The following is a 23,814-nucleotide window of genomic DNA, read 5'->3' on the forward strand; positions in this document are numbered from 1 at the left end:
CAAAGAAAAAGCCGCCGCAGGCCTTCGCCTGCAGCGGCTTTTCTGTTTTCAGGGGTGCCAGGAACGAGGGGTCATCCGTTCTTGGTCGGCAACTCGGGCGCCGTGGGGGGATCGCGTTCGAGCGATGCCACGTCGGTCTCCGGGTCTCCGGGGGCCAGCCCGTCGCTGCTCGGATTGAGCTTGCGGTTCGCCTTCTCCCGGAGCTTTTCTTCCTTCTTTTTCTTCTTGGCCAGCTCTTTCTGGCGCTTCTCGTAGCCGTAATTGGGTGTTGCCACTGCTTCTCCTTCAGGCGAGGCAGTCAGGGTGACTGCGCTTCAGCCTACTGTAAGCGATAACGGTGCAGTCTCAAGACGCGGCGCCGGCGGCCGTTTCGAACTCGAACACACCTTGCAAACCCGGGTAACGCTGGTGCATGAACCAGCCCATGGCCCCCGCGCCGGCCGCCACCGATGAAGAGTCGCGTGCCGCGCAGGTCGGACACGCCTTCCAGAAGGCCGGACTGCGCGAGCGCCTCCAGCACCTGCGCGGGCACGGCCAGCACCCGTGACGCTGGCGGCACCGCATCGCGCGCCGCCGGCGGCGCGACGCGCTGGCCCTTGCGGTGTTTCCTGCCCACAGCGCGCAACAGCGCCTACATCTGCAGCAGCGCCTGCTGCAGGTCGGCACGCAGGTCGTCCACATCCTCCAGGCCGACCGAGAAACGCACCAGCGTGCCCTTGTAGGGCCAGCGGGCCACGCTGGCGTCGCGCATCAAACCGATGTCGTAGGGCACGACGAGGCTGATCGGGCCGCCCCACGAATAGCCGAGGCGGAAAAGCTTCAGGCTGTCGCAGAAGCGATCGACCTGCTCGGTGCTGAAGCGCTCGTCGAACACCACCGAGAACAGGCCCGCGGCCAGGTCGGTGGCGCCGCACAGCGCGCGCCAGTTGGCGTGGCCCGGCGAGTCCTCGAGCGCGGGGTGCAGCACCTGCGCGATCTCTTCGCAGCCGTTGAGCCAGCCGGCCAGCTCGCGCGCCGCGCGATCGTGCGCGGCGTAGCGCAGCGCCATGCTCGGCAGCGAGCGCAGCAGGGTTTCGACGTCGCCCACGCCGATGCCGAAGCCGGTGCGCATGTGGGTGAGCTTGAGCGCGCGGTGCAGGCGCTCGTCGCGCGTGACGACGCTGCCCATGAGCACGTCGCCACCGCCGCTGGGGTACTTGGTGAGCGCGTGCACCGACACGTCGACGCCCTGCCCCGTGCCGTTGAAATCGAAGGGCGCGAAGGCCAGGCCCGCGCCCCAGGTGTTGTCCAGCGCGGTCATCACGCCGCGTTCGCGGCAGACCTCGGCCAGCGCCGGCAGGTTGGGGAATTCCATCGTCACCGAGCCGGCCGCTTCGAGCCACACCAGCCGCGTGCGGTGCGAGAGCTTGGCTTCCAGGTCGGACGGATTCATCGCGTCGTACAGGCGGTGCGTGATGCCGAAGTTGGCGAGCTCGCCGGTGGCCAGCGCCTTGGTGGGGCCGTAGGCGTTGTCGGGAATCAACACCTCGTCGCCGGTCTTGAGGAACGCGAACGAGACCAGAGAGATCGCGGCCAGCCCGCTGGGCACCAGCAGGCATTCGGTGCCGCCTTCGAGCGTGGCCAGGCGTTCTTCGAGCGTGAAGGTGGTGGGCGTGCCGTGCAGGCCGTAGGTGTAGCCGGCCTTGGTCTTCCAGTCGCGCGCGCGCATGGCAGCGACGTCGGCGAAGAACACGGTCGAGGCCTTGAACACGCCGGGCTGCGGCGCAGCGAAGGTGGCCGGCGGCGTGTAGGGATGGTGGATCAGGGTCGTGGAAGGCTTGCTCATGTGCCGATGCTAGCGCCCCGCGAGGAACCCTCGACGGCCGTGACATTCTCCGTTCGATGTCGACGGCCTTGGCCGGATCGCACGCGCATTGCGGATAGAGTTGCCCCTCCGAAAATAAAGGGAGGATTTTCTCGATGCGTCATCTGCTCATCACCATCACGGCCGCTGCGGCCCTGTCCGCCTGCGGCGGCATGAAGAACCTGGATTCGAACGCGCTCGCGGGCGCCGGCGGCAGCGCCTTCAAGGCCATGTCGCTCACCGACGGCGACGTGCAGGCCCTGGCCAACCAGTCCTGCGCCGAGCTCGACAAGAGCTCCAAGGTCGCGGGCCCCGCCGATGCCTACAGCAAGCGCCTGGAGCGCGTGCGCCAGGGCCTGCCCACCACCATCGGTGGCCAGCCCGCCAGCTACAAGGTCTACCTCACGAAGGACGTGAACGCCTGGGCCATGGGCAACGGCTGCATCCGCGTCTACAGCGGCCTCATGGACCTCATGAACGACGACGAGCTGCGCGGCATCATCGGCCACGAGATCGGCCACGTCGCCCTGGGCCACAGCAAGAAGGCCATGCAGACCGCCTACGCCGTGTCGGCCGCGCGCGGCCTGGCCGGCGCCACGGGCAATGCGGCGATCACGCAGCTGTCGTCCTCGCAGATCGGCGACTTCGCCGAGAAGCTGGTCAACGCGCAGTTCTCGCAATCGCAGGAAACCGACTCGGACAACTACGCCTTCGACCTGCTGACCACGCAGAAGCTCAAGCGCGAAGGCCTCGTCACCGCGTTCCAGAAGCTGGCCAAGCTCGACGGCGGCAAGAGCTCGATGCTCAGCTCGCACCCGGCTTCCGGCGACCGCGCCGCCAACATCCAGAAGCGCCTCGCAACGAGCAAGTAAGCAGCCTGGGCCCGGGCGGCTGCTCGGCGCACAATGCGCCGATGCTCACCCGCCCGCCCTTGCCGGGGCCCGTCGCGCCATGCAGCTGACGCGGCCCCCGTCCCCTCATCTGCGGCCCTTCCTGCGGCTGCTGTGGGCCTCGGCGCCCGAGGGCACACCCGACACACGCACCGGCGCCCGCGAGCACGTGCTGCCCACGGGCGGCATGCACCTGGTGTTCCGGCTTTCGGGGCCGCCGCTGCGACTCTTCGACGACACACGCGACCTGCGCGGCCACACGGTCGGCCATGCCATCGTCGGCGGCGCGCGCGCCGCTTTCTACCTGCGCGATGTGTCGGTGGCGACACGCTCGGTCGGCGCGCAATTGCACCCCGGTGCGGCCCGGCTGCTGCTCGGCGCACCTGAAGACGCCCTGGGCGGGCGCCACACGCCGCTCGACGCGCTGTGGGGCGAAGGCCAGACCGCCGACGCGCTCGAACAGCTGCATGCATCGTCCGACGACCCGGCCCAGCAACTGGACGTGTTCGAGGCCCTGCTGACCCGGCGCCTGGCCGCTGCCACACTGCCCCGCACCAGCCCGCGCGGCCTGCACCCGGCCGTGGCCGCCTCGCTCGGGCAGATGACGCGCGACACGCCCGCGTCGATCGCCGCGCTGGTGGCGCGCAGCGGCTACAGCCACCGGCGCTTCATCGCGCTGTTTCGCGCGGCGGTCGGGCTCGCGCCCAAGGAATACGCCCGCGTGATGCGCTTCGATCGCGTGCTGGCACTGGCCGCCGACGATCCCGCGCGCGCCTGGGCCGACATCGCGCTCGCCGCGGGCTACAGCGACCAGGCGCACCTGAGCCGCGAGTTCTCGGCGCTGGCCGGCCTGTCGCCGCAGGCCTGGCGGCAGACGGGGGCAGCGTCGCCGCGTCATGTGCCGGCTGTCAGTGCGGCAGGTCAAATTCCTTCAAGACGCTAGCGCCGGGGCTGCGCAGAATCGGCGCCACGGTCCCCGTTTCAACATCCGATTCAAGAAAGAAAGGCAGGTCCCGCCATGGCCATCCACGAGCTGTTTCCGTACCTCTGCGTCGACAACGCCGCCGCCGCCGTCGACTTCTATTGCCACGTGTTCGAGGTGAAGGAAATCTTTCGGCTGACCGAGCCCAGCGGCCGCATCGGGCACGTCGAGCTGGACTTTCACAACGGCGCGATCCTGATGATCTCGGACGAGTTCGCCGAGTTCAACATCCGCTCGCCCAAGGCGCTCGGCGGCAGCGCGGTCTCGCTGCATTTGCATGTGGACGATGCCGACGCGCTGGTCGCGCGCGCGGTCGCCGCCGGCGCCACGCTGGACATGGCACCGCAGGATCAGTTCTATGGGGAGCGTTCCGGCGTCTTCCGCGACCCCTTCGGTCACCGGTGGAACGTGGGGCACAGCATCGAGAAGCTGACGCCGGAGGAAATGCAGCGGCGCTACACCGCGATGTTCGACACCCCCGGCGGCGGCAGCTGCAGCAGCAGTTGAGCGCGCCGGCCGGTGGTGCCAGGGCCGGTCGTCAGACCGACCACTTCTCGATCAGCTTCTCGGCGCCGAGCGAGTCGTAGCCCTCGAAGGGCTGGTGGATCCACGGGTTGGTGGCCAGGAACTCGACCGAGTAGTCGGGCGTGAAGGTCGACAGCGCCTTGGTCCAGATGACCGCGCTGCGCAGCTCGGTGATCGGCTGGTAGTTGTTGCGCAGCATGTCCATCACGGCGTGCAGCGTGTGGCCCGAATCGGCCAGGTCGTCCACCAGCAGCACCTTGCCGGCGATCTCGCCCTTGGGGGTCGTGATGTAGCGGGCGATGTCGAGATGGCCCTGGATCGTGCCGGCATCGGCGCGGTAGGAGCTGGTCGACATGATCGCCAGCGGCTTGTCGAAGATGCGCGAGAGCACATCGCCCGGGCGCATGCCGCCACGCGCCAGGCACAGGATGGTGTCGAACTCCCAGCCCGACTGGTGCACCTTGATCGCGAGCTTCTCGATCAGGTTGTGGTACTCGTCGTAGCTGACGTAGAGATGTTTGCCGTCTTCGGTCAACATGGGTCTTTTCTTCCTCTTCAGTCGGCCAAGTAAGGATGGCGCATCATGATCGTGTGGTCGCGGTCAGGGCTCGTGGACACCATGTGGATCGGCACGCCGGTGACCTGCTCGATGCGCTGCAGGTACAGCCGCGCATTGACCGGCAGCTTGTCGTACTGCGTGACGCCCACGGTGCTTTCGGTCCAGCCTTCGAGCGTTTCGTAGATCGGCGTGCAGCGCTCGATCTCGTCCGCGCCCATTGGCAGGATGTCGGTGGTTTCGCCGTCGAGTTCGTAGCCGGTGCACAGCTCGAGCTTCTCGAGGCCGTCGAGCACGTCGAGCTTGGTGATGCACAGGCCCGACAGGCCGTTGACCTGCGCCGAGCGCTTGAGCAGCGCGGCGTCGAACCAGCCGCAACGGCGGCTGCGACCGGTGGTCACGCCCTTTTCGGCGCCCACGGTGCTCATGTGGTAGCCGGGGGTGCCCGGCGTGGCCCAGTCGAGTTCGGTGGGGAACGGACCGCCGCCCACGCGGGTGCAGTAGGCCTTGGTGATGCCCAGCACGTAGTGCAGCATGCCCGGGCCCACGCCCGAACCGGCGGCGGCGTTGCCGGCCACGCAGTTGCTGGAGGTGACGTACGGGTAGGTGCCGTGGTCGACGTCGAGCAGCGTGCCCTGCGCGCCTTCGAACAGCAGGTTGGCGCCGGCCTTGTGGGCGTCGTTCAGCTCACGCGACACGTCGGCCATCATGGGCTTGAGCAGCGCGGCGTGGCGCATGGCCTCGTCGAACACGGTGTCGTAGTCGATGGCGGGCGCGCCCAGCACCTGGGTCAGCACGTGGTTGTGCAGCTCGAGCAGCACGCGCAGCTTGGCCGCGAAGCGCTCGGGGTGCTTCAGGTCCTGCACGCGCAGCGCGCGGCGGGCGATCTTGTCTTCGTAGGCCGGGCCGATGCCGCGGCCGGTGGTGCCGATCTTCTCGATGCCGCCCTTTTCACGGTAGGCCTCGCGCGCGATGTCCAGCGCGGCGTGGAACGGCAGGATCAGCGGGCAGGCCTCGCTGATGCGCAGGCGCGAGCGCACTTCGACGCCGGCTTTTTCCAGGCCTTCGATTTCCTCGAACAGCTTGGCCGCCGACAGCACCACGCCGTTGCCGATGTAGCACTTGACGCCGGGGCGCATGATGCCGCTCGGGATCAGGTGCAGCGCGGTCTTCACGCCGTTGATGACCAGCGTGTGGCCCGCGTTGTGGCCGCCCTGGAAACGGACCACGCCCTGGGCGCTTTCCGTCAGCCAGTCGACCAGCTTGCCCTTGCCTTCGTCGCCCCACTGGGTCCCGACGACGACCACGTTTCTTCCGGTGGTTACGCTCATGCTCGTTCCATTGCTTAAAAATTCAGATCGCTCGGACACTCCATTGGCCGGCCTGCTCGACGAGCTCGCGGTCGCAATGGAATTCATCGATTTCGCTGCCATGTCCGGGCAGCACGCAGACAACCGTTTCGCCGGCCTTGCGCAGTTGGGCGATGGCCTCGCGCAGGCCGGCCGCGTCGCTCCAGGGCGCACGGATGGCGGCGCGCAGCGGACGCGCCGGCAGCACGCCGACGAGTTCGCGCACATCGAGGCTGAAGCCGACGGCCGGACGGTTGCGGCCGAACACGGCGCCCACCTCGTCGTAGCGGCCACCGCGCACCAGCGAGTCGGCCGCGCCCGGCACGTAGATGCCGAAACGCATGCCACTGTAGTAGGCGTAGCCGCGCAGGTCGGCCAGGTCGAAGCTGATCTGGCGCCCTGCCGTGCCGTTCAGGCCGGCGGCGAGTTGCTTCAGGTCGGCCAGTGCCGCGGCCACGGTGGGCGTGCCCTTCAGGGCCTTTGCGGCCTCGTCGAGCACGGCCACATCGCCGTACAGGCCCACGAGGGCGCGCAGGCCGTCGCGTGATGCGGCGGGGAAATCCTTGGTGAGCGCCTGCAGCTCGCTCGCGTCCTTGGCGGCCAGCGCGGCGTGCACGCGGGCGATCGCGGCGGCATCGACCGGCACGCCGGCGAACAGCGCGCGCACGATGCGGGCGTCGGCCAGGTCGACGATCACGCCGTCGCGCAGGCCGGCGGCATCGAGGCAGTCGAGTGCCAGCAGCAGGGTTTCGGTGTCGGCTTCGAGGCCGGCGTGACCATAGATCTCGGCGCCGAACTGCAGCGGCTCGCGGGTGGCGTGCGGGCGGTCGGGCCGGGTATGGACCACCGGGCCGCAGTAGCACAGGCGCGCCACGCCGTCGCGGTTCAGCAGGTGGGCGTCGATGCGCGCCACCTGGGGGGTGGTGTCGGCACGCAGGCCCATGCTGCGACCGGAGAGCTGGTCGACGAGCTTGAAGGTTTGGAGGTCGAGCGCTTCGCCGGTGCCCGAAAGCAGCGACTCCAGGTGCTCGAGCAGCGGCGGCATCACCAGCTCGTAGCCATAGCCACGGGCGGTATCGAGCAGCTGGCGTCGAAGTTCTTCGATGTGGCGCGCCTCGGAGGGCAGCACATCGGCAATGTGATCCGGGAGGACCCAGGCGGACATGGGGATCGGGGGCGTGGTTAAACCGGGATTCTACCGGGCCCGAGCTACCCCAGAACCCAGAGCAGTACCAAACCCAGCAGGATGCTGCAAAGACCGAAGAAACGCAGCTGGCCATCGCGCAGCTGCAGCAGTTGGCTGAAGCCGCGCCGCCACCCGCCCGGCGAGACGAAAGGCAGGATGCCTTCGATCACCAGGACCAGCGCCAACGCGCTCCAGAAGGTGTCGGCGCTCACGGCTCCAGGCAGGACAGCGGAAACGGACGGCCTGTTGTTACTTGCGCGCCGAACCGGAGCTCTGCATGGCGCGGAAGAAGTCCGAGGACGGGTCGAGCACCATCACGTCGCTCTTCTTGTTGAAGCTCTGCTTGTAGGCCTCGAGGCTGCGATAGAACTGGGCGAACTGCGGATCGCGGCCGAAGGCCTCGCTGTAGGTCGCGGCAGCCTGGGCATCGCCCTCGCCCTTGATCTTCTGGGCGTCGCGGTAGGCGTTGGCCACGATCACTTCGCGCTGGCGGTCGGCGTCCGCGCGGATCTTCTCGCCTTCGGCCGTGCCGGTGGAGCGCAGCTCGTTGGCCACGCGCTTGCGCTCGGCTTCCATGCGGCGGTAGACCGATTCGGTGATGGCTTCCACGTAGTCGACGCGGGTGATGCGCACGTCGACCACGTCGACGCCCCAGGGCTTGGCACCCTTCACCACGGCCAGCACTTCGCGCTGCACGTCGGCCATCAGGGCCTCGCGGCGCACCGAGATCAGGTCGCGCACGGTGCGCTTGTTGATGTTTTCCTGGAAGGCATTGCGCACCACGCGGTTCAGCTGCATGGCGCCCGCGTTCTCGTCGAGGCCGACGTTGCGGATGTAGGCCTGCGGGTCGGAGATGCGCCAGCGCACGTACCAGTCGATCACCACGCGCTGCTTTTCAGCGGTGAGCATGGGCTCGGTGTCGAGGCTCGAGAGCGTCAGCAGGCGCTTGTCGATGTACGACACGTTCTGGAACGGCGGCGGCAGCTTGAAGTTGAGGCCGGGCTCGGTGATGACCTGCTTGATCTGGCCGAGGGCATAGACCACGCCGAACTGGCGCTGGTCGACCACGAAGAGGGTCGAGCTCAGCAGCACGAGCAGGACGAGGACCGAGGTGGCGATGAAACCGATTCTGTTCATGTTGTTCCGGGCCTTTCTCAGCGCACGTCGCGGTCACGCGAGCGGCCGTCACGGGCGCGCACGTCGGTGGTGGCGGGCGCCACCGGGATCACCGACGACTGGGTCGGTGCGGTGCCGGCCACGCTGGGGCTGGCGGCGTCCACGGGCGTGGCTGTGTTGCCGCCGCCTTGCTGCATCAGCTTGTCGAGCGGCAGGTACAGCAGGTTGGAGCCCTGCTTGCTGTCGACCAGCACCTTGGTCGTGCTGGCGTAGATCTGCTGCATGGCGTCGGTGTACATGCGGTCGCGCGTCACCTGCGGCGCCTTCTGGTACTCGGTCAGCACCGAGCTGAAGCGACCTGCGTCACCTTGTGCCTGCGCCACGATGCGGGCCTTGTAGGCCTCGGACTCTTCCTTCAGGCGCGACGAGGTACCGGTGGCCAGCGGCACGACGTTGTTGGCGTAGGCCTCGGCGTCGTTCTTGGCGCGTTCGCGTTCCTGGCCGGCCTTGAGCACGTCGTCGAAGGCGGCCTGCACCTGCTCGGGCGGACGCACGCCGCCCTGCTGCAGGTTGATGCCGACGACTTCGACGCCGACCTTGTAGCGGTCGAGGATGGTCTGCATCAATGCGCGAACGCGCGGGGCGATCTGGTCGCGCTCTTCGGCGAGCGCGGCGTCCATCTTCATCTTGCCGACCACTTCGCGCACCGAGCTCTCTGCCACCTGCACGATGGTCTCGGACGGCGACTTGCTCTCGTAGAGCCAGGCGCGCGCATCGCTCAGGCGGTACTGCACGGCAAACTTGATTTCGACGATGTTTTCGTCTTCTGTCAGCATGGCCGATTCGCGCAGGCCCGTGGAACGCACGATGGCGTCGCGGCCCACGTCGGTGGAACGGATCTGCGTGGTCACCACCACCTCGTGGCGCTGGATCGGGTACGGCAGGCGCCAGTTGAAGCCGGCGTTCACCGTCGACTTGTAGCGGCCGAACTGCGTGACCACCGCCTGCTGGCCTTCGTTCACGATGAAGAAGCCGGTGCCGAGCCAGATCAGGATCGCCACGGCAGCCACGAGGCCGATGCCGAAGCCGGCATTCTTCATGTCAGGCTTGTAGCCGTTGCCGCCACCGCCGCCGGTGCCGTTGGGGCGATTGCCGCCACCCTTGCCACCGCCGAAGAAACCGCCGAGCTTGCGATTGAGGTCGCGCCAGAGTTCGTCGAGGTCGGGCGGACCCTGGTTCGGGCCCTGGCCGCGCGGGCGATTGCCGTTGCCGTTGTTGCTCTGGTTGCCGCTCGAAGGCGGCGGGATCGGGGCGCCGGGGGGATCGGCATCGGGCGGCCGGTTGCCGGCCGGGCGGTCGCCGTTGGAGGACGGCTCGTCGCCGCGACCCCATCGGCCATCGTTCAGGTTGAACATGCCCAGAAACCCTCTCCGCGCTGGCTTTGCATTCATTCGCTTCGTTCTCGTGTCAGTGGCGGGATTGTGCCCAATCAAGGGGCCGCATCGTGCAATTCAGCGTCCGCCTCAGGGGTCATCGTATCGGCGACGGAACCCGACTGCCGGGCCAGCTCGGCCCGCAGCAACGGCAGGCCTTCACCGGTCCTGGCGCTGAGGAAGATGCGGGGAACCTGCACGCCGTCGATTTCCATCTCGTCCTGCAGATGCAGCGGATGTTGCGCGCTTTCAAGAGCGTCGAGCTTGTTGAACACCAGCAGTTGCGGCACGTCGCCTGCGCCGATGTCCTGCAGCACCGACTGGACCTCGGCCATCTGCTCGGGATAGTGCGGGTTGGAGGCATCGATCACGTGCAGCAGCAGGTCGGCATCGACCGCCTCCTGCAAGGTGGCCTTGAACGCGTCGACCAGGCCGTGCGGCAGGTCGCGGATGAAGCCCACGGTGTCGGAGATCGACACCTGCCGGCGCGCATCGCCCAGGTAGAGGTTGCGCGTGGTGGTGTCGAGCGTGGCGAACAGCTGGTCGGCCGCATAGGCGCGGGCCTTGACCATCGCATTGAAGATCGACGATTTGCCCGCGTTGGTGTAGCCGACGAGCGAGATGTTGAAGGTCTCGCGGCGCTCGCGCTGGCGGCGCTGCGTGCTGCGCTGCTTCTGCACCTTGGCCAGGCGCTCGCGCGTGCGCTTGATCGACTCGTTGATCATGCGGCGGTCGAGCTCGATCTGCTTCTCGCCGGGGCCGCCGCGCACACCTGCACCGCCGGTCTGGCGCTCCAGGTGGGACCAGCGGCGGACCAGCCGCGTGCTCAGATACTGCAGGCGAGCCAGCTCGACCTGCAGCTTGCCTTCGTGCGAGCGGGCGCGCTGGGCGAAGATCTCGAGAATGAGGAAGGTGCGGTCATACACCGCGACATCGAGCTGGCGCTCGAGGTTGCGCTGCTGCGCAGGGCTCAAGGACTGGTCGAAGATGACCTCGCTCGCCCTGTGCATGGCGGCGAGCTCCTTGATCTCTTCGGCCTTGCCGCTGCCGACAAACAGCGCCGCATCGGGCGCCTTGCGCTTGCAGGCCAGGCGGGCAACGGGCGTCAGGCCCGCGGTTTGTGCGAGCAGGCCGAGTTCTTCGAGCTCGCTGTCGAAATGGGGCAGCCCGAAATCGACACCGACGAGAACGGCGGCGCCTTCCTGGCGGGGGATCGAATCAGACAAGCGGAATCAGATATGGAAAAAGCGCGGCGGGGTTGCCGCCGCGCTCCGCGCGATCAGGCGGCGGCGTCGTCGTTCTCGTTGGCCGAGAAGTTGACGGCACGACCCGGCACGATGGTGGAAATGGCGTGCTTGTAGACCATTTGCGTCACTGTATTGCGGAGCAACACGACGTATTGATCGAAGGACTCGATCTGGCCTTGCAGCTTGATGCCGTTCACCAAATAAATGGAAACCGGCACATGCTCGCGACGCAAGGTGTTCAGAAACGGGTCTTGCAGAAGTTGCCCTTTATTGCTCACGATATTCTCCGTGTTCAAGAGTAGTTGTTGGAGAGATGACCTTAACACAGGGTTTCTGCGCCGCAGCAATCGGGGTCAAAAGCCTTGAGAAAATAACGGTTCTCAAAAGACGGAACTTCCGCTCCTGCTGCGGCTCAACGGCTGCCATCGGCAGCCAAGCGCCCTCAGTTGTCCTTGTCCACGAACGGATTCTGCGAGCTTTTGAACTGGATCCGCAAGGGCGTGCCCACGAGGTCGAATTCCTTGCGGAAACGCCCTTCCAGGAAACGCTTGTAGGCGTCGGTCACATGCTCCAGCGAATTGCCGTGAATGATGATCACGGGTGGATTCATGCCGCCCTGGTGCGCATAGCGCAGCTTGGGCCGGAACATGCCACCGCGCTGGGGCGCCTGGAATTGCACCGCCTCCAGCAGCAGGCGCGTCAGCACCGGCGTCGACATCTTGCGCGTGGCCGACTTGTGGGCCTGCGCAATGGCCTGCCACACCGGGCCCAGGCCCTGGCGCTTGATGGCCGAGATGAAATGCAATGACGCGAACTTCAGGAACGGCAGGCGGGTTTCGATCTGCCGCTGGATCTGCTCGCGCTGGTAGCTGTCGACCGCGTCCCACTTGTTGATGGCGATCACCACGGCACGTCCGCTTTCGAGGATGTAGCCGGCGATGTGCGCGTCCTGGTCGGTCACGCCCTGCGTGGCGTCGAGCAGCAGCAGCACGACGTTGGCCGATTCGATGGCCTGCAGCGTCTTGACCACCGAGAACTTCTCGATCGCCTCGAACACCCGGCCCTTGCGGCGCAGGCCGGCGGTGTCGATCAGTTCGAAGCGCTGGCCGTTGCGCTCGAAGGGCACCGAGATGGCGTCGCGCGTCGTGCCGGGCATGTCGAAGGCCACCAAGCGCTCTTCGCCCAGCCAGGTGTTGATCAGCGTCGACTTGCCGACGTTGGGCCGGCCGGCCACGGCCAGCTTGATCGGCTTGTTGACGTCGTCTTCGTCTTCCTCGTCGTCCGGATCGGCCAGGTTCAGCGGCGCGAGCGCCAGTTCGACCAGGTCGCGCATGCCCTGCCCGTGCGCCGCGGACACGCCGTGCACGTCGCCGAAGCCCAGCTCGTAGAAGTCGACCAGCTTGGTGCCGTCGTGCATGCCTTCGGCCTTGTTGGCCGCCAGCACGCAGGGCTTGCCCAGCCGGCGCAGCTCGTTGGCGATGTCGTGGTCTTGCGCCGAGAGGCCTTCGCGGGCATCGACCACGAAGATCACGACGTCGGCCTCGGCCACGGCCTGGCGCGTCTGCTTGGCCATTTCCTTGTAGATGCCGCTGCCGGCATCTGGCTCGAAGCCGCCGGTGTCGATCACGATGAACTCGTGCTTGCCCAGGCGGCCGTTGCCGTAGTGACGGTCGCGCGTGAGGCCGGCGAAGTCGGCGACGATGGCGTCGCGCGTCTGGGTCAGGCGGTTGAAGAGCGTCGACTTGCCGACGTTGGGACGGCCGACCAGGGCCACGACCGGCTTCATGGCCGGCCTTTCGATGGCGCGGTTTTCATGGTCGGGCCTTGGAAGTAAGAGAAAGACAAAAAATGATTATTCAGGGCGGTAACCGAACACGCCACCCTTGGCGGTCACGACAACCACCGTGTTGCCGGCCAGGACCGGCGTCACGGTGATGGCCGAGCCGTCGGGCGTGACGCGGTTGAGCAGCGCACCGTCTTCGCGCGACACGAAGTGCAGCGTGCCGGTGCTCTCGCCGATGATCAGCGAGCGGCCCACGGCCAGCGGCGCTGTCAGTTCGCGGTTCTTCAGGCGACTCATCTGCCAGGCGCGTTCGCCGTCGGCGCGACGCCAGGCGGTGACGCTGCCATCCGACTCGGTGCCATAGAGAAAGCGCTCGTCGCCGCTCACGCCGTCGGCACCCGAGGCCGGCTTGCTCCAGAGCAGCTGGCCGCGCAGCGTGTCAACGCAGCCGACGCTGGCGTAGTAGGCGCGTGCGCAGACCGTGTCGCCGTAGCGGCTCACGCTGCCGGTCAGGTCGACCAGGCGTTCCACGTCGTTGGTACCGCGCGGCGCGGCAATGGGGGCTTCCCAGCGCGAGCTGCCGTTGCCGGGGTTCATGCCGACGAGTCGGCCGCCCAGACCGGCGACCAGCGTGTCGCCCACCGCGATCAGCACGCCCGACTTGCGCAGCACGAGGTTTTCGCCCGGACGCTGCTGCTGCCACAGGCGACGGCCGCTCTGGCCGTCCCAGGCGCTGACGCTGCGGTCGGCGGTCTGCACGAAGACGCGGCGGCCAGCCACCAGCGGAGCGGTGAAAGCCTGGGCCGACAGGCGCTGCTTCCACAGCACCTTGCCGTTTTCGATGGCGACCACTTCGTTGTTGGTGGTGACCACGGCCGTCAGCGAACCGTCGCTGCCGACACCGGCCGCCAGCGGCGCGCCGGCGCTGGCGCGCCAGGTTTCGCGACCGGCGCGGGCATCGATGGCGACGACCGTGCCGTCGCTGCCGGCCACGGTCACGATGTCACCGCTGACATCGGCGGTGAGCGGGAATTCGACGCCCGGAATCCGCACGTTCCAGGCCTGGCGCACGCCCATCAGGGACGGGTTGGCCGGCAGTTCGGCGGGCTTGGGCTTGCCGGAGCCCGAGCAGGCGGCCAGGAGCGCTACCAGAACAAGAGCAGAACCCGCGCGCAGGGCGGCCGATTCAGGCATGAAACGCTTGAAATTCATGAGGGTGTGCGATCAGGAGTTCTTGGGGACGGCGGGCGTCACGGTGACGGTCGGCGCCAGGGTCTTCGGGTCGACACCGACCGCGTTGAGCTTGATCTCGACCAGCCGGCGGTAGTCCGAGCCGGCGCCCAGGCCGGTCCAGGCCTTGCGGTACTCGGCCTGCGCCTCGTCGCGCTTGCCTTGCGCCATGTAGATGTCGCCCTTGCGGTCGGCCACCAGCGGTTCGAATTCGGTCGGCACCTTGCCGTCGAGTTGCTTGAGCGCGTCGTCATAGGACTTGGCGTCGAGCAGCTCGGCCGCGAGCCGCAGCTTGGCGATGGCCTGGTAACCCGGGTCGACGGCGTTCTGCGCCACCCAGCCCAGCGCCGCGCGCGAGCCGTCGGCATTGCCCTTGTCGAACAGCGTCTTGGCGACCAGCAGGCCGGCTTGCTGCGCGTAGGCGGTGCCAGCGAAACGGTCCTTCATGTCGGTCATCACGCGCTGGATGCGCTCGACGTCGCCCGACTGCGTGCTGCGCTCGACCTCGTCATAGAGGGCCGCGGCCTGGGCAGCCTTGGTGCGCTGGTAGTACTGCCAGCCGTTCCAGGCCACGAAGGCGCCGGCGACGAGCAGCACAGCCCAGGTGATCAGGGTGCCGTAGGTGTTCCAGAAATGCTTGAGCTGGTCGAGCTGTTCCTGTTCTTCGAGGTCGAGATGGGTGGCCATGCGCTGTCAGAGGTTGGGAGCCGGCGATTGTAGGGTGGCGGCCCAGGTGGTCACTTCAGCAAGTGAACGGGCGGACTGCGCGACGCTGGCGTCGCGCAAGGCCTTGAGAGTCACTTCACCGCGCGCAAGTTCATCGGCGCCGAAGATCAGCGCGTAGGTGGCACCGCTGGCGTCCGCCTTGCGCATCTGCGCCTTGAAGCTCGCCAGGCCCTCGGCGGTGCTGGCGTGCATCTGCACGCGCACGCCGGTTTCGCGCAGCTGCTGCAAGGCGCGCAGCACGACGGGCATCGAAGCGGCGTCGGGCACGATGGCATAGACATCGGGCACCGGTGCCGGCACTTCGGCGCCCTGCTCTTTCAGTAGGTCGAGCACGCGCTCGACGCCGATGGCCCAGCCCACCGCGGGCGCCGGTTTGCCGCCGATCTGGGCGATGAGGTCGTCGTAGCGGCCGCCGGCGCACACCGTGCCCTGCGCGCCGAGGCGGTCGGTCACGAACTCGAACACCGTGAGGTTGTAGTAGTCGAGCCCGCGCACGAGGCGTGGATTGATCGTGAAGGCGATGTCGTTGGCCTTGAGGATGGCCTGCAGCCCCTCGAAGTGCGCCAGCGATTCGGCACCGAGAAAGTCGATCAGCTTCGGCGCCGACTCGACCACCTCTTTCATCGCTGGGTTCTTCGTGTCGAGGATGCGCAGCGGGTTGCTGTGCAGGCGGCGCTTGCCGTCCTCGTCGAGCTTGTCGGCGTGCTGCTCGAAGTGGGCGATGAGCTGGGCGCGGTGCAATGCGCGCTCGGCCGGCTGGCCCAGGCTGTTGAGCTCCAGGCGCACATCGGTCAGGCCGATGGCCTTCCACAGCGCGGTGGCCAGCAGGATCAGTTCGGCGTCGACATCGGGGCCGGCGAAGCCGAGCGCCTCGGCACCGATCTGGTGGAACTGGCGGAAGCGCCCGCGCTGCGGCTTTTCGCGGCGGAACATCGGGCCCGTGTACCAGAGGCGCTTGGGCCCTTCGTAGAGCATGTTGTGCTCGATCACGGCGCGCACGAGGCCGGCCGTGTTCTCCGGGCGCATCGCCAGGTGCTCCGACTGCCCATGCTTGTCCGACCGGTCTTCGAAGGCGTACATCTCCTTCTCGACGATGTCCGTCACTTCGCCGATGCCGCGCACGAACAGCGCCGTGTGCTCCAGGATCGGGGTGCGGACGTTGCGGTACGCATAGCGCCCCATCAGCTCGCGCACGGTGGCTTCGAGCCACTCCCAGCGCGCCGATTCGGGCGGCAATATGTCGTTCATGCCTTTGACGGCATTCAGTTTTTCAGCCATGAGTCTGCGGAGGTGTCAGGCCAGGACAGCGTGTTCGCTGCCGAAGCGCTTTTCGATGTAGGTTTCGACGAGCTGGTGGAACTCGTTGGCGATATTGTCGCCGCGCAGCGTGAGGGCCTTTTCGCCGTCGATGAAGACCGGCGCGGCCGGTGCTTCGCCGGTGCCGGGCAGGCTGATGCCGATGTCGGCGTGCTTGCTCTCGCCGGGGCCGTTGACGATGCAGCCCATGACAGCCACCTTCAGCGTCTCGACACCGGGGTACTTCTTGCGCCAGACCGGCATCTGCAGGCGCAGGTAGTCGTCGATCTGCTTGGCCAGTTCCTGGAAGGTGGTGCTCGTGGTGCGGCCGCAGCCCGGGCAGGCCGTGACGCTCGGCACGAACACGCGCAGGCCCAGGGCCTGGAGGATTTCGTTGGCGATCAGCACTTCCTGCGTGCGCGACTCGCCCGGCTGCGGCGTGAGCGACACGCGGATCGTGTCGCCGATGCCCTCTTGCAGAAGGATCGACAGTGCCGTGGCCGAGGCCACCGTGCCCTTGGTGCCCATGCCGGCTTCGGTCAGGCCCAGGTGCAGCGGGTTGTCGCAGCGCTTCGCGAGTTCGCGGTAGACCGAGATCAGGTCCTGCACGCCGCTCACCTTGCACGACAGGATGACCTGGTTGCCGGCCATGCCCATCGACTCGGCGAGCTTGGCGGATTCGATGGCCGAGGTGATCAGCGCCTCGTACATCACCTGCTTGGCATCCCAGGGCTCGGCGCGCTGGCTGTTGGTGTCCATCAGGCTGGCGAGCAGCTCCTGGTCGAGGCTGCCCCAGTTCACGCCGATGCGCACCGGCTTGTTCCAGCGCATGGCCGCATCGATCATCTGGCCGAACTGCTTGTCCTTCTTGTCACCCTTGCCCACGTTGCCGGGGTTGATGCGGTACTTGCTCAGCGCCTCGGCACAGGCCGGATAGTCGGTGAGCAGGCGGTGGCCGTTGTAGTGAAAGTCGCCGATCAGCGGCACGTCGATGCCCATGCGATCGAGCTGCTCGCGGATGTAGGGCACCTGCGCGGCGGCCTCGGGCGTGTTGACGGTGATGCGGACCATTTCGGAGCCCGCAATGGCGAGTTCCTTGACCTGGATCGCGGTGCCGATGGCATCGACCGTGTCGGTGTTGGTCATCGACTGCACGCGCGTGGGCGCGTCGCCCCCCACCGTGACGATGCGCGGGCCCCAGACCACGCTGGCCTGGCGCGAGCGGCGCGCCTTGGGCGCCGCCGATTCGATGGGTTGGGGAGTGCAGTCGGTTGTCACGATTTCACCTCGAAACGCGCCACGCCGCCTCCGCGGGTGACAGGCTTCAGATCGTAGGGCTTTCCGTTCACCTGCACATCGACGGCCGATGCACGCCCCACCACCACGGACAGCGGCAGCGTGCCGGACAGCCCGACGGTCTCGCCGACCTGCAGGCTGCGGCGCAGCAGTTGCCTGCCACCGGCCTCGGTGACGGTGATCCAGCATTCCTCGCGCGCCACGAAGACGAGCTGCTGGCTGCTGGCGGCGCTGGTGTTGGCGACGGCCGCGAGGGGCGCGGAAGCCGGGGCGGTTGGCGCAGCAGCCGCCACGCCGGCGGCCGACGCGGCGCCCACCGGGCCGGTCGGCGCCACGGCCTGCGTCGGCACGGGCTCCGAGACATCGGCCGGATCGGCGGGCGGCGGCATGGTCTCGCCCTCGTTCTTTGCGGTCAGCCGCGCGACGGAGGCGCCGATCTGGTCGAACGCCGATTGCGGCATCCAGAACAGCACGCCGGCACCGATCAAGAGCAGCACCACGACCGTCAGCAGCGCGCGCGACGGCAGGCCGCCGGAGCGTCCACCGTTCCAGCGCGGCGTGTCGGAGACCACGCGGGCATTCAGCGTGCGGTTGGTTTCGGCCAGCGGTGCGCGTTGTGCGCCCGGCAGCTTGGCAAGCACTGGCGCCGGATCGATGCGCAGTGCGCGGCACACGCTGCTGGCCAGGGCCCGGGCGAACACCGGGTCGGGCAGCGAGGCGATGTCGTCGGCCTCGAGTGCGATCAGCTTTTGCGGCGGCACCTTGAGCGCCGCGGCCACCATCTCGATGTGCAGGCCGTGCGCTTCGCGCGCCTCGCGCAGCATGTCACCGGCCGTCTTGTGCGCGACGTCGCCTTCTGCCAGCGGCAGCGCCGCGGACGTCCCGAACTCCGAAACCCGTTCAGTCATTGAAATTCCCGCGCTCGTACGCCATTGCCTCCCGCGATTGAGGGAAACGTCGTTGCAATTGACCGCCCAGCTGCGCGACAGCCTCGCGGTTGTTGAGCTTCCGTTCGATCTTGATGCCGAGCCAGAGCGTCTCGGCATTGGCCGAGGGGCTGTTGTTGACACGGCGGACGTAGAACTGCGCGCGCGACCATTCTTCGCGCTGCGCCAGCACCGAGGCCAGGTTGAAGCCGACCACCGGATTGCCGGCATCGAGCTCGTAGGCCTGCAGGAGGCTGCGCTCGGCCTGCGGCCGCTGGCCGGCCTTGAGCTCGCAGACCCCCTGGGTCATGAGCGTCTTGGCACGGTCAGCATAGCTGGGCACGGCCAGTGCCGCGGCGAACTGCTGCGCGGCGTCGCCGTAGCGGTTCTGCTGGCACAGCAGCCAGCCATAGTTGTGGCGCGTGTTGGCGTCGCGCGGATTGATTGCGACCGCGCGGCGGAAGCTGTCTTCGGCCTGGCCGGCGTCGTCCAGCCGCATGTAGACCAGGCCGCGCAGGTTGTAGGCGTCGGCGTAGTTCGGATCGATGGCCAGCACCTGCTTGAGCTCTTCGAGGGCGACCGAGGGCTGGCCGTGTTCGAAATAGCCGGCGGCCAGCTCCATCCGCAGGCGGGCACGGCGACGGTTGTTTTCGTCGACGTCGGTCACGGCAGTGGTGCCGCTGTCGGCCCCGCTGCCGACAAGCCCGGTGGTGGTGGTTCGCGTGTTGACGCAGCCCGCGAGAAGAAGCGCCACGGCGACGCTCGCGATTCCTGCGCCCAGCACTCGCTGCACGCTCGCGGTCGTCGTCGGAAAGGCCATGCTCATTGCGTCAATGCTCCTGGGGAACGGTGGTCTTGGGGGTCTTGGCGCGGGTCGGGTGCAGAACGACGGGACGCTCGGCCACCGCCGCACGGCGCTGGGCCATGCGCTCGGCCGCGCGGGTGCGGTCTTTCACGTCGCCGGCGAGCTGTCCGCAGGCGGCGTCGATGTCGTCACCGCGCGTCTTGCGCACGGTGGTCACGAGGCCCGCTTCGCTCAGCGTGCGGGCAAAGGCCAGCACGCGCGGTTGCGGCGAGCGCAGCAGGCCCGACGCCGGGAACGGGTTGAACGGAATCAGGTTGAACTTGCACGAGACGTCGTGCTTGCGCACGAGCTCGATCAGCTGGCGCGCATGTTCGGGCTGGTCGTTCACGCCGTCGAGCATGCAGTATTCGAAGGTGATGAAGTCGCGCGGCGCGTGCACGAGGTAGCGCTTGCAGGCCTCGAGCAGTTCGGCGATCGGGTACTTGCGATTGAGCGGCACGAGGTCGTCGCGCAGCGCATCGTTGGGCGCATGCAGCGAGACAGCCATGGCCACGGCGCAATCGGTGCCCAGGCGGTCGATCATCGGCACCACGCCGGAGGTCGACACGGTGACACGGCGGCGCGACAGCCCGTAGGCGTTGTCGTCGAGCATGGTGCGCAAGGCGGGCACCAGCGCCGAATAGTTCTGCAGCGGCTCGCCCATGCCCATCATCACCACGTTGGAGATGACGCGCTCGTCGCGCTTGAGGTGCTTGCGCAGGAAGTGCTCGGCGAACCAGAGCTGGGCGACGATTTCACCCGTGGTGAGGTTGCGGCTGAAGCCCTGATGCCCGGTCGAGCAAAAGCGGCAGCCCACGGCGCAACCGGCCTGCGACGACACGCACAGCGTGCCGCGATCGTCTTCGGGGATGAACACGGCCTCGACCGCATCGCCGCCGCCGACGTCGAACAGCCACTTGATCGTGCCGTCCTTGGATTCATGCTGCGTGAGGACCGACAGGGCCTCCACGCGCGCGGTGGTCGCGAGTTTCTCGCGCAGCGACTTCGCCAGATCGGTCATCTGGGTGAAGTCGCTGGCGCCACGCTGGTGGATCCAGCGGAACAACTGCGTGGCGCGGAATTTTTTCTCGCCGAGTTTTTCGCAGAACGCAGCCAGCCCGTCGAGATCGAATTCGAGCAGATTGGCTGTGGTCATGAATTCAGGCGAGCAACGGCTTCAGCGTGCGTAGACGTTGAGGCCGGCGAAGAAGAACGACACTTCGTTGGCAGCCGTTTCGGGCGCGTCCGAGCCGTGAACGGCGTTGGCGTCGATGCTGTCGGCGAAGTCGGCGCGGATGGTGCCGGCGGCTGCCTTCTTGGGGTCCGTGGCGCCCATCAGGTCACGGTTCTTGGCGATGGCGTTCTCGCCTTCGAGCACTTGCACGAACACGGGGCCCGAGATCATGAACTCGACGAGGTCCTTGAAGAAGGGACGCTCCTTGTGCACCGAGTAGAACTGCTCGGCTTCGTTGCGCGACAGGTGAACCAGCTTGGCAGCGACGATCTTGAGGCCGGCAGCCTCGAAGCGGGAAACGATCTTGCCGATGACGTTCTTGGCGACGGCGTCGGGCTTGATGATGGAAAGGGTACGTTCGATAGCCATTGAAATGCTTCCTGAGCTTTGATTTTGAAGTGTTTTGTCACAACTGCAACGAGTTTGTTTCGTGGCACGTCGACAAAGCCTCTGATTTTAACCGGCGCGACCTGCGGGATTGGTGAAAACCCCGCGAAAGGCCGCGCTCCGACGGCTGGCTTTCAGCGTCCGCGACGGCGCCCGCCGCCGCCGCCGCCACCGCCAAAGCCACCACCGCCGCCTTGCGAGCCGCCACCACCGCCGCGACGTCCCGGACCGCCGCGCTGTTCCTTGCGCTGGCGCGAGAAGCTGTCGGCACCGATGTAGCCGAGCGAGGTCTTCATCGGATCGGGCTGGTTCGCACCGCCGCCACCGCCAGCACCCGCCGACCGGTTGCCACCGCCGCCCTGCCCCTGCCCCTGGCCGCCCTGACGGTTGCCGGGACCGGCGTTGCCGCGACGCCCTTGCTGCGGCGGGCCGCCATTGCCACCACCCCGGTTGGGACCACCGCGTCCGCCGCGCTCGCCACGCGGCGGACGAGCGTCGCCCAGCGGACTCGGGATCGGTGCTTCGCCGCGCGCTTCACGCGGCTGACCGCCACCCATGCCGCCGTTGCGGTTGTTGTTGTTGCCGCGGCGCTTCTTGTTCCGGCCGTTGCGACCGCCACCCTCCGGCCCGCCGGGACCGCGCTGCGACGGACCCGCCGGGCGCGCCTGCGCACCGCCCGAGGCCTGGAACAGCGCCTGGATGTCGCGCTCGTCGAGCTCCATCCAGGCACCGCGCTTGAGACCGCGCGGCAGCACCATCGCGCCGTAGCGGATGCGGATGAGTCGGCTGACCGCATGGCCCACCGACTCGAACAGGCGGCGCACCTCGCGGTTGCGGCCCTCGGAAATGGTCACGCGGTACCAGCAGTTGGAGCCTTCGCCGCCACCGTCTTCGATGGTGCCGAACTGCGCCATGCCGTCGTCCAGGCGCACGCCCTCGAGCAGCTTCTTCTTTTCTTCGCTGGTGAGCGCGCCCAGCACGCGCACCGCGTACTCGCGCTCCAGGCCGAAGCGCGGGTGCATGAGCTGGTTGGCCAGGTCGCCGGAGCTGCTGAACAGCAGCAGGCCTTCGGTGTTCAGGTCGAGCCGGCCGACCGACTGCCACTTGCCTTGCTGCAGACGCGGCAGCTTGCGGAACACCGTCGGGCGGTTCTGCGGGTCGTCGTGCGTGACGACCTCGCCCACGGGCTTGTGGTACGCGATCACGCGCGGCGGTGGCGGTGCGATGCGGTAGCGGATCGGCTTGCCGTTGATCTTGACCTGGTCGCCGTACTGGATGCGCTGGCCGATGTGGGCCGGCTCGTTGTTGACCGAGATGCGACCCTGCAGGATGAGTTGCTCCATCTCGAGGCGCGAACCGAGGCCGGCCTGCGCCAGCACCTTGTGCAGCTTGGGCGAATCGGCCTCGGGCAGCAGCACGCGCTTGAGCGGCGGCACCTCGGGGCTTTCCTCGTCGGCGTCGAACTGGCCGGAAATGACGTCGGCAAAACGGATCGGCTCGGTCGGCGGCGCATTGCGTTGCTCGCGCTCGGCGGCACGGCGGGCGCGATCGAGGTCGTCTTCCTCTTCGTCGGGCTCGTCTTCCTCGTCGCCTTCGTCGTCTTCGTCGTCCCCACGGTCGTCGTCCTGGTCTTCGTCGGACATCTGGGGACGCTGTGCTTCGACCGGCGCCGGCTCGTCTGCCTCGGCTGCCACCACTTCCGCAGCCACGGGCGCCACATCGGGCTGGACCGTCGCGGGAGCTTCCGCAGCAGGAGCGACTTCCGCCGCGCTCACCAATTGCTCATCGGCAGCCGGCGCCTCGACCACCTTCTTCTTGCGGGGTGCACGCGGCTTCTTCGGCGCTTCCCCGGCCTCGGCCCCTGCCGGCTCTGCGGGCGCAGCGACGGATTCAACAGCAACTTCCGTCACCTTCTTGGGCGTGGCGGCCCGCTTCCGCTTCTTGACTTCGGGTTCGACCGGCAGCATCGCTGCGTCGTCGGTGTCGGATGAGCTCATGGGGTTTTTCCGGGAGAAACAGCGTGGGGGTCGTGGGGATCGGTCTCGTCCGCTGCGGGGGACGGGACGTCGGATTCGGGTTCTTCGGGCGCGGCGGCTACTTCGGTTTCGGCGGGCGGCTCGCCGGTTTCTGGCTCGGGCACAGGCAGCGCCTCATCGACGGGCTCAACGGCCTCGGCGATCGCCACCACCTCTTCGGCAAACTCCGCCGCATCGGTCGAGACGACTTCCGCCAGCTCAGCCGACTCAGGCGGCGCATCGACCATGGCGAGTTCGGGCTGCACACCTTCTTCTCCATCCACCAGCACTGCGGGCTCTGCAGATTCCGCAACGGCCTCTTCCGCCGCATCGCCGTCGATCGGCAGCCCCGGCTGGTCGCCCGCGGCCTGCTGCAGTGCGTCAACCAGCGCCGCCTGCTGCGCGGGCGTTTCCACCAGCGGCAGCTGGTCCAGCGAGGCCAGGCCCAGGTCGTCGAGGAACTGGCGGGTGGTCGCGTAGAGCGCGGGCCGGCCGACCGTTTCGCGGTGGCCGATCACCTCGACCCAGCCGCGGTCTTCGAGCTGCTTCAGGATCAGCGAGTTGATCGTGACGCCGCGGATGTCTTCCATGTCGCCGCGCGTGGCCGGCTGCCGGTAGGCAATGATGGCCAGCGTCTCGAGCGCGGCGCGCGTGTAGCGCGGCGGCTTCTCGGGATGCAGGCGATCGAGGGCATCGCGCATCTCGGGCCGGCTCTGGAAACGCCAGCCGCTGCCGACGCTCACCAGCTCCAGGCCGCGTTGCGCCCAGTCTTCCTGCAGTTCGAGCAACAGCACCTTGATCGTGTCCACGCCCAGCTCGTCGTCGAACAGCACGCGCATGTCGCGCACCGGCAGCGGCTGGCTCGAACAGATCAAGGCGGTTTCGAGAATGCGCTTGGCATCCGCCGTATTCATGGTTCGCGTTATCCGGAAAAAGGCGCCTGGCGACGC

25 protein-coding genes are annotated in these 23,814 nt (G+C 67.7%); 4 read left to right on the plus strand and 21 right to left on the minus strand.

What is annotated here, in order from left to right:
• Positions 1–71 precede the first annotated feature (71 nt).
• Positions 72–275 (minus strand): hypothetical protein, encoded by a 204-nt coding sequence (locus ACAM42_RS19940; RefSeq protein ID WP_062480739.1) that lies wholly within the window; start codon positions 273–275, stop codon positions 72–74.
• Between the two features lie 137 nt (positions 276–412).
• On the opposite strand from ACAM42_RS19940, the gene ACAM42_RS19945 reads away from it, so the two are divergent.
• Complete coding sequence (locus ACAM42_RS19945) at positions 413–547, plus strand: hypothetical protein (protein WP_369629124.1); 135 nt, start codon at positions 413–415, stop codon at positions 545–547.
• Positions 548–631: 84 nt separating this feature from the next.
• Here the strand turns inward: ACAM42_RS19945 and ACAM42_RS19950 are convergent, their stop codons facing one another.
• Complete coding sequence (locus ACAM42_RS19950) at positions 632–1,825, minus strand: PLP-dependent transferase (protein ID WP_070060997.1); 1,194 nt, start codon at positions 1,823–1,825, stop codon at positions 632–634.
• A gap of 134 nt (positions 1,826–1,959) precedes the next feature.
• On the opposite strand from ACAM42_RS19950, the gene ACAM42_RS19955 reads away from it, so the two are divergent.
• The 3 genes from ACAM42_RS19955 (at position 1,960) to ACAM42_RS19965 (ending at position 4,222) form a co-directional block, all read left to right on the plus strand.
• Complete coding sequence (locus tag ACAM42_RS19955; protein WP_062480745.1) at positions 1,960–2,715, plus strand: M48 family metallopeptidase; 756 nt, start codon at positions 1,960–1,962, stop codon at positions 2,713–2,715.
• A gap of 79 nt (positions 2,716–2,794) precedes the next feature.
• The gene (locus tag ACAM42_RS19960) at positions 2,795–3,676 is read left to right on the plus strand and encodes a helix-turn-helix domain-containing protein (protein ID WP_369629125.1); all 882 of its coding nucleotides are present in this window, start codon (positions 2,795–2,797) and stop codon (positions 3,674–3,676) included.
• Positions 3,677–3,751: 75 nt separating this feature from the next.
• Positions 3,752–4,222 (plus strand): VOC family protein, encoded by a 471-nt coding sequence (locus ACAM42_RS19965; protein WP_062480749.1) that lies wholly within the window; start codon positions 3,752–3,754, stop codon positions 4,220–4,222.
• Positions 4,223–4,253: 31 nt separating this feature from the next.
• Here the strand turns inward: ACAM42_RS19965 and ACAM42_RS19970 are convergent, their stop codons facing one another.
• From ACAM42_RS19970 to scpB, 19 genes are all read right to left on the minus strand, one after another.
• A complete protein-coding gene (locus ACAM42_RS19970) occupies positions 4,254–4,778 on the minus strand; it encodes a phosphoribosyltransferase (protein ID WP_062480750.1) in 525 nt (174 codons plus the stop codon).
• Positions 4,779–4,795: 17 nt separating this feature from the next.
• On the minus strand, positions 4,796–6,127 hold the full coding sequence (locus ACAM42_RS19975) for an adenylosuccinate synthase (RefSeq protein ID WP_062480752.1): 1,332 nt from the start codon (positions 6,125–6,127) through the stop codon (positions 4,796–4,798).
• Positions 6,128–6,149: 22 nt separating this feature from the next.
• Complete coding sequence (locus ACAM42_RS19980; RefSeq protein WP_070061002.1) at positions 6,150–7,310, minus strand: ATP phosphoribosyltransferase regulatory subunit; 1,161 nt, start codon at positions 7,308–7,310, stop codon at positions 6,150–6,152.
• Positions 7,311–7,354: 44 nt separating this feature from the next.
• Positions 7,355–7,543 (minus strand): DUF2065 domain-containing protein, encoded by a 189-nt coding sequence (locus ACAM42_RS19985; RefSeq protein WP_062480756.1) that lies wholly within the window; start codon positions 7,541–7,543, stop codon positions 7,355–7,357.
• Between the two features lie 37 nt (positions 7,544–7,580).
• Positions 7,581–8,468, minus strand: coding sequence for a protease modulator HflC (hflC, locus tag ACAM42_RS19990; protein ID WP_062480758.1), 888 nt, complete (start codon positions 8,466–8,468; stop codon positions 7,581–7,583).
• 17 nt (positions 8,469–8,485) lie between these two features.
• Positions 8,486–9,862: an FtsH protease activity modulator HflK gene (hflK, locus tag ACAM42_RS19995; RefSeq protein WP_369629126.1), complete on the minus strand. Its 1,377-nt coding sequence runs from the start codon at positions 9,860–9,862 to the stop codon at positions 8,486–8,488.
• A gap of 74 nt (positions 9,863–9,936) precedes the next feature.
• Complete coding sequence (hflX, locus tag ACAM42_RS20000; protein WP_095947220.1) at positions 9,937–11,106, minus strand: GTPase HflX; 1,170 nt, start codon at positions 11,104–11,106, stop codon at positions 9,937–9,939.
• 53 nt (positions 11,107–11,159) lie between these two features.
• Entirely contained in the window at positions 11,160–11,423 is a 264-nt protein-coding gene (gene hfq / locus ACAM42_RS20005) for an RNA chaperone Hfq (RefSeq protein ID WP_172438262.1), read from the minus strand.
• Between the two features lie 146 nt (positions 11,424–11,569).
• Positions 11,570–12,913: a ribosome biogenesis GTPase Der gene (der, locus tag ACAM42_RS20010; protein ID WP_062480763.1), complete on the minus strand. Its 1,344-nt coding sequence runs from the start codon at positions 12,911–12,913 to the stop codon at positions 11,570–11,572.
• Between the two features lie 66 nt (positions 12,914–12,979).
• A complete protein-coding gene (gene bamB, locus ACAM42_RS20015) occupies positions 12,980–14,122 on the minus strand; it encodes an outer membrane protein assembly factor BamB (protein WP_369629127.1) in 1,143 nt (380 codons plus the stop codon).
• Positions 14,123–14,134: 12 nt separating this feature from the next.
• Positions 14,135–14,827 carry a tetratricopeptide repeat protein gene (locus tag ACAM42_RS20020; protein WP_062480767.1) on the minus strand — a complete coding sequence of 231 codons (693 nt, stop codon included), beginning with the start codon at positions 14,825–14,827 and terminating at the stop codon, positions 14,135–14,137.
• Between the two features lie 6 nt (positions 14,828–14,833).
• Entirely contained in the window at positions 14,834–16,144 is a 1,311-nt protein-coding gene (gene hisS, locus ACAM42_RS20025; RefSeq protein WP_159271538.1) for a histidine--tRNA ligase, read from the minus strand.
• Between the two features lie 15 nt (positions 16,145–16,159).
• Positions 16,160–17,440, minus strand: coding sequence for a flavodoxin-dependent (E)-4-hydroxy-3-methylbut-2-enyl-diphosphate synthase (ispG, locus tag ACAM42_RS20030; RefSeq protein WP_070061008.1), 1,281 nt, complete (start codon positions 17,438–17,440; stop codon positions 16,160–16,162).
• A complete protein-coding gene (locus tag ACAM42_RS20035) occupies positions 17,437–18,366 on the minus strand; it encodes a helix-turn-helix domain-containing protein (RefSeq protein ID WP_369629128.1) in 930 nt (309 codons plus the stop codon). The genes ispG and ACAM42_RS20035 overlap by 4 nt, the downstream gene beginning before the upstream one ends.
• Positions 18,359–19,210, minus strand: a complete 852-nt coding sequence (pilW, locus tag ACAM42_RS20040) for a type IV pilus biogenesis/stability protein PilW (protein WP_159271536.1) — start codon at positions 19,208–19,210, stop codon at positions 18,359–18,361. Before pilW ends, ACAM42_RS20035 begins: the two co-directional genes overlap by 8 nt.
• Positions 19,211–19,214: 4 nt before the next feature.
• Positions 19,215–20,384 (minus strand): 23S rRNA (adenine(2503)-C(2))-methyltransferase RlmN, encoded by a 1,170-nt coding sequence (rlmN, locus tag ACAM42_RS20045; protein WP_139706583.1) that lies wholly within the window; start codon positions 20,382–20,384, stop codon positions 19,215–19,217.
• Between the two features lie 21 nt (positions 20,385–20,405).
• Positions 20,406–20,831: a nucleoside-diphosphate kinase gene (gene ndk, locus ACAM42_RS20050; RefSeq protein ID WP_013542117.1), complete on the minus strand. Its 426-nt coding sequence runs from the start codon at positions 20,829–20,831 to the stop codon at positions 20,406–20,408.
• A 152-nt stretch (positions 20,832–20,983) separates the two neighbouring features.
• Positions 20,984–22,846 (minus strand): pseudouridine synthase, encoded by a 1,863-nt coding sequence (locus ACAM42_RS20055; RefSeq protein WP_369629129.1) that lies wholly within the window; start codon positions 22,844–22,846, stop codon positions 20,984–20,986.
• The gene (gene scpB / locus ACAM42_RS20060) at positions 22,843–23,778 is read right to left on the minus strand and encodes an SMC-Scp complex subunit ScpB (protein WP_369629130.1); all 936 of its coding nucleotides are present in this window, start codon (positions 23,776–23,778) and stop codon (positions 22,843–22,845) included. The genes ACAM42_RS20055 and scpB overlap by 4 nt, the downstream gene beginning before the upstream one ends.
• Between the last annotated feature and the right edge of the window lie 36 nt (positions 23,779–23,814).

The organism is Variovorax sp. V35, assembly GCF_041154465.1.
GTDB lineage: Bacteria > Pseudomonadota > Gammaproteobacteria > Burkholderiales > Burkholderiaceae_C > Variovorax > Variovorax boronicumulans.